The organism is Halolactibacillus miurensis (genome assembly GCF_900116255.1).
GTDB classification, from domain to species: Bacteria; Bacillota; Bacilli; order Bacillales; family Amphibacillaceae; genus Halolactibacillus; species Halolactibacillus miurensis.
The window spans coordinates 161183-167677 of sequence record NZ_FPAI01000004.1; the positions used below are offsets into that span (position 1 = coordinate 161183).

Sequence of the window (6495 nt, forward strand, 5' to 3'; positions counted from 1 at the left end):
TATGATTGAACACTTAATTAAACAGACAGAAGACGATATTAAAGATATTCGCCAAGCGATCGGGCAGATTGTCGAAACAAATCAATTAAAGGTGCTTAATGCTTTTCGGGACAATAAAATTGCCGATGTGCATTTTCAGGCAACGACAGGCTATGGCTATGATGATATGGGGCGTGATGGACTTGAAGCGGTCTACCGCGATGTCTTTAAAACAGAAGACGCCCTTGTGAGACCTCAGCTAATCTCTGGTACCCATGCGATTACAACGGCATTGTTCGGCATCTTACGACCAGGGGATGAACTCATTTATATGACGGGGGATCCTTATGATACGTTAGAAGAAGTGATTGGGACGCGTGGACAAGATACGGGTTCCCTTATGGACTTTGGTGTCCATTATCAATCCATTCCCTTAACGTCGTCTCATGCGATTGATTATGAGGCGCTTAAATATGCGATTAAACCGCAGACAAAAGTCGTAGCCATTCAACGCTCCAGAGGCTATGCGGAGCGTCCATCGTTTACAATTGAGGCGATTAAAGAAATGATTCAATTTGTTAAAGCTATAAATGAAGAGATCATTGTTTTCGTTGATAACTGTTACGGTGAGTTCGTTGAAACAATGGAACCGACAGAAGTCGATGCTGATTTGATTGCGGGTTCATTAATCAAAAACCCTGGGGGAGGCATTAGCCGCATCGGTGGTTACATTGCTGGTAGAAAAGATCTGATTGAAAAAGCAGCCAATCGTCTAACTGCCCCAGGTCTAGGTAAGGAAACAGGGGCCACGCTCGGTGTCTTGCAAGAAATGTTCCAAGGGTTCTTCCTAGCACCTCATGTCGTCGGTGAGGCGTTACAAGGCGCAGTGTTTACGTCTCGTCTACTTGAACTGGCTGGATTTAAAACAACACCTAAATACACAGATAAACGCACGGATTTAATTCAATCCGTTACTTTTGAAACAGCCGATCAAATGGTGAAGTTTTGCCAAGCCATTCAACATGCCTCACCGATTAATGCTTATGTCACGCCGTACCCTGCGCCAATGCCCGGTTATGAAAGTGATGTGATCATGGCAGCAGGTACCTTTATTCAAGGTGCTAGTTTAGAACTCACCGCTGATGGCCCACTTCGTGCGCCTTATACTGCCTTTGTGCAAGGGGGGCTCACATACAGTCACGTGAAGTTAGCGGTCAGTGAGGCGGTTATGCGGTTTGTCGAGTCGGGAGATCTGACAATCTAGTGTGTTAAGTCCTACTGATACGAGAAAATAAGGAAAAGATAGTGTAATAATAAGGATAAGAGTAAAAGTTTAATATTTTCTGAAAATTTTTATGTTAAATAACCTAACATGGATTGACAACTATATTCTCGTGTGTATAATAGAAGTATGGAAAGCAAGAGGAAGGGGAGTGTTGTAGATGGGTCAAGTTGATCGCCGTTCGCAACCCTTATTTTCCATTGGTATCGTAAAGGACTTAACGGGACTTACCGCAAGACAAATTCGTTATTATGAAGAACATCAGTTGATTCACCCGGCGCGGACAGAAGGGAACCAACGTCTATTCTCGTTTAATGATGTTGATCGATTATTAGAGATAAAAGAATTAATTGAAAAAGGCATTAATTTAGCGGGGATTAAGCAGGTGCTTCAATTGAAAGAACTTCCAGTAACAGATCAGATTGATCAGCCGGTCAAAGACCAAGCGGATTTATCTGATAAAGAATTGCGTAAGTACTTACGTCAAGAACTGTTACATACCGGTCGATATGGAAAAGCCTCATTGCGTCAGGGAGAGCTATCAAGGTTCTTCCGTCAATAAAGATCAATTAAAGGAGAGGGACAACCATGGCAAAGAGTTTTACAAGAGAAGAGATTTTACAAAAAGTTGAAGAAGAAAACGTTAAGTTTATTCGATTACAGTTTACTGACCTTTTAGGTGCGATTAAGAACGTAGAGATTCCGGTCAGCCAAATTAACAAAGCGTTAGATAACGAAATGGTATTTGATGGATCATCAATTGAAGGATTCGTACGTATTGAAGAATCTGATATGAAGTTGTATCCAGATTTAAATACATTTGTTATCTTCCCTTGGACATCAGAAAAAGGTAAAGTGGCGCGTTTCATTTGTGATATCTATAATACAGATGGGACACCATTCTTAGGTTGCCCACGTGCAAACTTAAAGCGTAACCTTAAGAAGATGGAAGAGATGGGCTTTTCTACATTCAACATTGGTGCAGAACCAGAATTCTTCTTATTCAAACTCGATGAAAGAGGCGAGCCAACACTTGAATTAAATGATAAAGGTGGCTATTTTGATTTAGCGCCAACCGATCTTGGTGAAAACTGTCGTCGTGATATCGTTTTAGAGCTTGAAGAAATGGGCTTTGAAATCGAAGCATCACACCACGAGGTTGCCCCTGGCCAACATGAGATTGACTTTAAATACTCTGACGCAGTGAAGCACGCGGATGATATTCAAACATTTAAACTTGTTGTTAAAACAATTGCACGGAAACACGGTTTACATGCAACCTTCATGCCAAAACCATTATTTGGCGTAAACGGTTCAGGTATGCACTGTAACATGTCTCTTTTCAAAGGGAAAGAGAATGCTTTCCTTGATGAGAATGGTCCTATGCAGTTAAGTGAAACCGCGTATCAATTTATTGCTGGTATTCTAAAGCATGCACAAGGTTTTACAGCGGTAACTAATCCAACTGTAAACTCTTATAAGCGTCTTGTGCCTGGTTTTGAAGCGCCATGTTACGTGGCTTGGAGTGGTTCTAACCGTTCACCGCTTGTACGTATTCCGGCTTCACGCGGTTTAAGTACACGTGTAGAAGTACGTAGTGTTGACCCTGCAGCTAACCCTTACTTAGCGTTAGCAGCTTTACTTGCGGCTGGCTTAGATGGTATTGAAAATCAATTACCAGCACCAAAAGCAGTTGATCGTAACATTTATGTGATGGACAAAGAAGAGCGTGTCGCAAATGGTGTCGATGATCTACCGGCTACCTTGTATGCTGCTTTAGAAGAATTGCAAAAAGACCAAATCATTGTTGACGCATTAGGTGCCCACTCTTATGAGCACTTTATTGAATCAAAAGAAATTGAATGGGATATGTTCCGTACACAAGTTCACCCTTGGGAACGCGAACAATATATGCAACAATATTAATCAGACGAAACCCTTGATACCACTGGTATTGAGGGTTTTTCTTTTTGCTCATATTTTGTATCATTTCGGCGCACCCACGAAACACCCACAAATTATCGCAAAAAAATCACTCATTTTTTAACATCTGTCATTTCATAAAAATGCACCTCATATTTAGACATTGATGTTTGATCGATATACTTAGAAATATGTGAGTACACAAGTTCACACTTGGGAACGTGAACAATATATGCAACAATATTAATCATTTAACCACCTTGATACCTCTGGTATCAGGGGGTTATTTTCATGTTTAAATATATTGAAATAAGTTAATTTTAAGTTTTTTAGCATTTTTTATAATTTTCTGTTTACAAAGTCAGCATTTTTTCGTATGCTTACGAAGAAAGTGCTTACATAAGTATTTTCTTATCAAATGCAGGGAGGTAAGTTATGGAACTTATGTTAGAACAATTTATGAGCTTAAACTTGCTAAATCAGTTCTGGATCACGCTTTTTTTAATTATTCCGATGGTTTTAATCGCAAGAACTGTGGTGGCAGGAACACGTTACTCACCGATTTTAATTATTGTTATCTTCGGTTTGTCGATGGGATATATTTTAGTAGAAACAGGTGTTGCTGAACCTGGTATCGGAGCATTTCCGATGGTCAATATGGTTGCATCAGCTACCATTATTGCCTTAGTTGTTTCATTTTTTGTCGGCGGACAGGAATTGCGTAAAATCTTTTCCGATAAGCCTTTAAAAAATGAAGAGATGGTGATCCCGAGTCAGGAGGAAGCTGTGCTAGGGACAACACGTACGCAAATTGTAATGATTATTCGATCTTTCTTCTTATTAATTGGAATTGAAAGTGCGAGTAGAATGTTAATTGGTGGTTCAACGAGTGCGTTAAATAATGTGTATCCACTGATTGCTTACATAGGCATCGTTGGAGCGGTTATCTTCATTGATAATCGAGCTACAATCACTAATAAGTCGTTATACATCCGCAAAGGAATCATTGAAATTATTGCTATTATCGGTATTTTATATTTATCTTCATTGATTGCGGGGGGCATTGAGTCAATCATTGCCTTACCACAAATTTTCTTTGCGATGATTATCTCGGCATCGTTAGGAGCACTTTTATACCGATGGTCTTTCGGTCCCACAATCAAATCATTGCTTTTTGCAGGGATTCCTGTCGTACTTGCAAGTAATTTTATGGTAGGAGGATCGCGGATTAGTGAAGCTTTTACTATTGAGGGGGTTAATAGTTTAATACTCTATGGATTCTTTGGTCAGCTATTCTTTATGTTCGGTGGTATCAGTTTGATCATGTATTTTGCGAAAAATAATCATGTAAGAAACTTAGCGCCAGGTATGGCCGGTGCTCTATCCCACTCGGGTTTGACGGGTGCTTGTACGGCGGGGGATTTAGGCAAAGAAGCTGCCCGACGTGCACCAATTATGATTAATATCCCGTTTTTTGCTCATATCTTCGTTTTTTCTGTATTAGCCATTAGTGCTGAAAGAGGAGCGCTTTGGATATTGCCATCAATAGTAATTGTTGCTATCGGTGTGTTATTTACAATAATAAGCTTAAAGCAACTTAAGAAAGCAAATGATGAAAGTAACAAAGAAGTGAAGGCGTTAATGCAATTTTCATTTGGCTGGCAGCTAGTGGCGGTATTTGGTGGGCTGTTACTTCTCAGTTTTAGTCAAATCCCATTTCTATTTACCGGGATGGCGCAAGCTAGTGCGATTTCTCACTTTGGTCTGTTTGCGGCCGTTCAAGGTGGTATGTTCGGTGCCGAGTCTGCAAGTTTAATTCCGTTTATCTTTTCCATGCCGTTTCTCGTTCACCCTGTTGTCTTTTTTATGTTTGGTAAAGCAATGAAAGACGATGGTCTCATGCCAATTAAAACTGTCCACGCCATTAGCTTTATTGGTGTTATTGGTGTCATCATCTCATTATTTATCGTTTAAATTTATAGGGAGACAACCGATACGTGTGACTTAGTTAATGCACCACTTAACTAGGTCACACGTTATTTGTTTACCACCGATAAAGAACTTCAGGTCACGGGCACTTAGGTGTCGTTGAGAGTTGCTGAGATTGACTGTCTGAAAGGTTAATCAGTTAGATTTATCGTTTTAGAGTGAGAAGACACCTTCCTCAAGTGCGTCAGCACTAGGTGGGTGATGAATCGCTTGTTTTGAATATTTTTGAAGTGACAAACATATATTCCACATGGTATAATTAAAGCACTAACAGTGACCGTCACAAAACAAAGGGAGGATGGGTATCATGGGTATGAAGGCCATTTTTTCACATCGCTTATATAAGCATAAAATCGACCCTGATTTTGTTATGTCCATGACTCACACCCTTCGGGTGTTTAATCAAGCCAAACATTTTCGCTATCAAGCGGATGTCCGGGAGCTTAGGGGCTCGAAAGCAAAAAGTTCTGTTTCCATCCATCAACGGTTAAAGCAACGTTACGGATTAAATGATTATTATGCGAACAGCGCTGTTCAAGAAGGACGCGCGCTTCTATCTGCACAAAAAGAATTAAAGAACGTGTACATGCATAATAAAAAAGAACAAATCAGCGCCGTTAAAAGAAAAATAAAAGCGACGAAGGCGCGCTTGACGACACTTCAAAAAATAAAAGGCTCTTTTGTCAAAGGAACACCGATGTTCAACAAGACATCACGTGAACAACAAAAAGGGGCCTTTTTTGTTGTGACATATAAGCATTCCACCCGCTTATTTTACTGCGCCTATGATTTTGAACATCAACACCTTGATGTTGAGATCAAACACCTAAAGTCTCGCTTGGGCCAATTGAACTTTAAGAAAGACCGATACGAAGAACAACAGACACAACTGACAAACAAAGTGACGGGTGTGTGTTTCGGTAGTAAAAAACTCGCACGCGGCCGGTTAACACAGAAGTCTTATCACGCTCATCCTGAGCGTTGGCAGAAAGATTGGGCAGCGGCGCGTTACGGTAAGATGACTATTTCAGGACGAAAAGATGCTAAATCAGGTAACTTTGTGTTTCATTATCACCCAGAGACGCATACCCTTACCTTTAAAGCGATCGACCAATGCGTCATTCGTCTCGCTGACGTTGTTTTTCCTTATGGTCAAGATCATGTCAATCGTGCCATTCAGACACAAATGAACCTGAAAGATAAGAAAAAGTATGGGAAGCCGATTGCATGGTCGCTTGAGGACCATGGTGACTACTATATCGTTAAATGCTTAATTGATGTGCCTGCTACACCCTATCTGAATACCTCAACGTCAACCGGCA

4 protein-coding genes and 1 pseudogene are annotated in these 6495 nt (G+C 40.5%); all 5 read left to right on the forward strand.

Annotation, left to right across the window (positions count from 1 at the left end; translation table 11 throughout):
- Position 1: 1 nt before the first annotated feature.
- Complete coding sequence (locus tag BM390_RS04470; RefSeq protein WP_062320038.1) at positions 2 to 1243, forward strand: methionine gamma-lyase family protein; 1242 nt, start codon at positions 2 to 4, stop codon at positions 1241 to 1243.
- Between the two features lie 178 nt (positions 1244 to 1421).
- Positions 1422 to 1823: a MerR family transcriptional regulator gene (locus tag BM390_RS04475; RefSeq protein ID WP_062320040.1), complete on the forward strand. Its 402-nt coding sequence runs from the start codon at positions 1422 to 1424 to the stop codon at positions 1821 to 1823.
- A 26-nt stretch (positions 1824 to 1849) separates the two neighbouring features.
- A complete protein-coding gene (glnA, locus tag BM390_RS04480) occupies positions 1850 to 3187 on the forward strand; it encodes a type I glutamate--ammonia ligase (protein WP_062320042.1) in 1338 nt (445 codons plus the stop codon).
- Between the two features lie 432 nt (positions 3188 to 3619).
- Entirely contained in the window at positions 3620 to 5158 is a 1539-nt protein-coding gene (locus tag BM390_RS04485; protein ID WP_089853080.1) for a hypothetical protein, read from the forward strand.
- A 322-nt stretch (positions 5159 to 5480) separates the two neighbouring features.
- A pseudogene (locus tag BM390_RS04490) lies at positions 5481 to 6495 on the forward strand (IS200/IS605 family accessory protein TnpB-related protein); the annotation flags it as partial.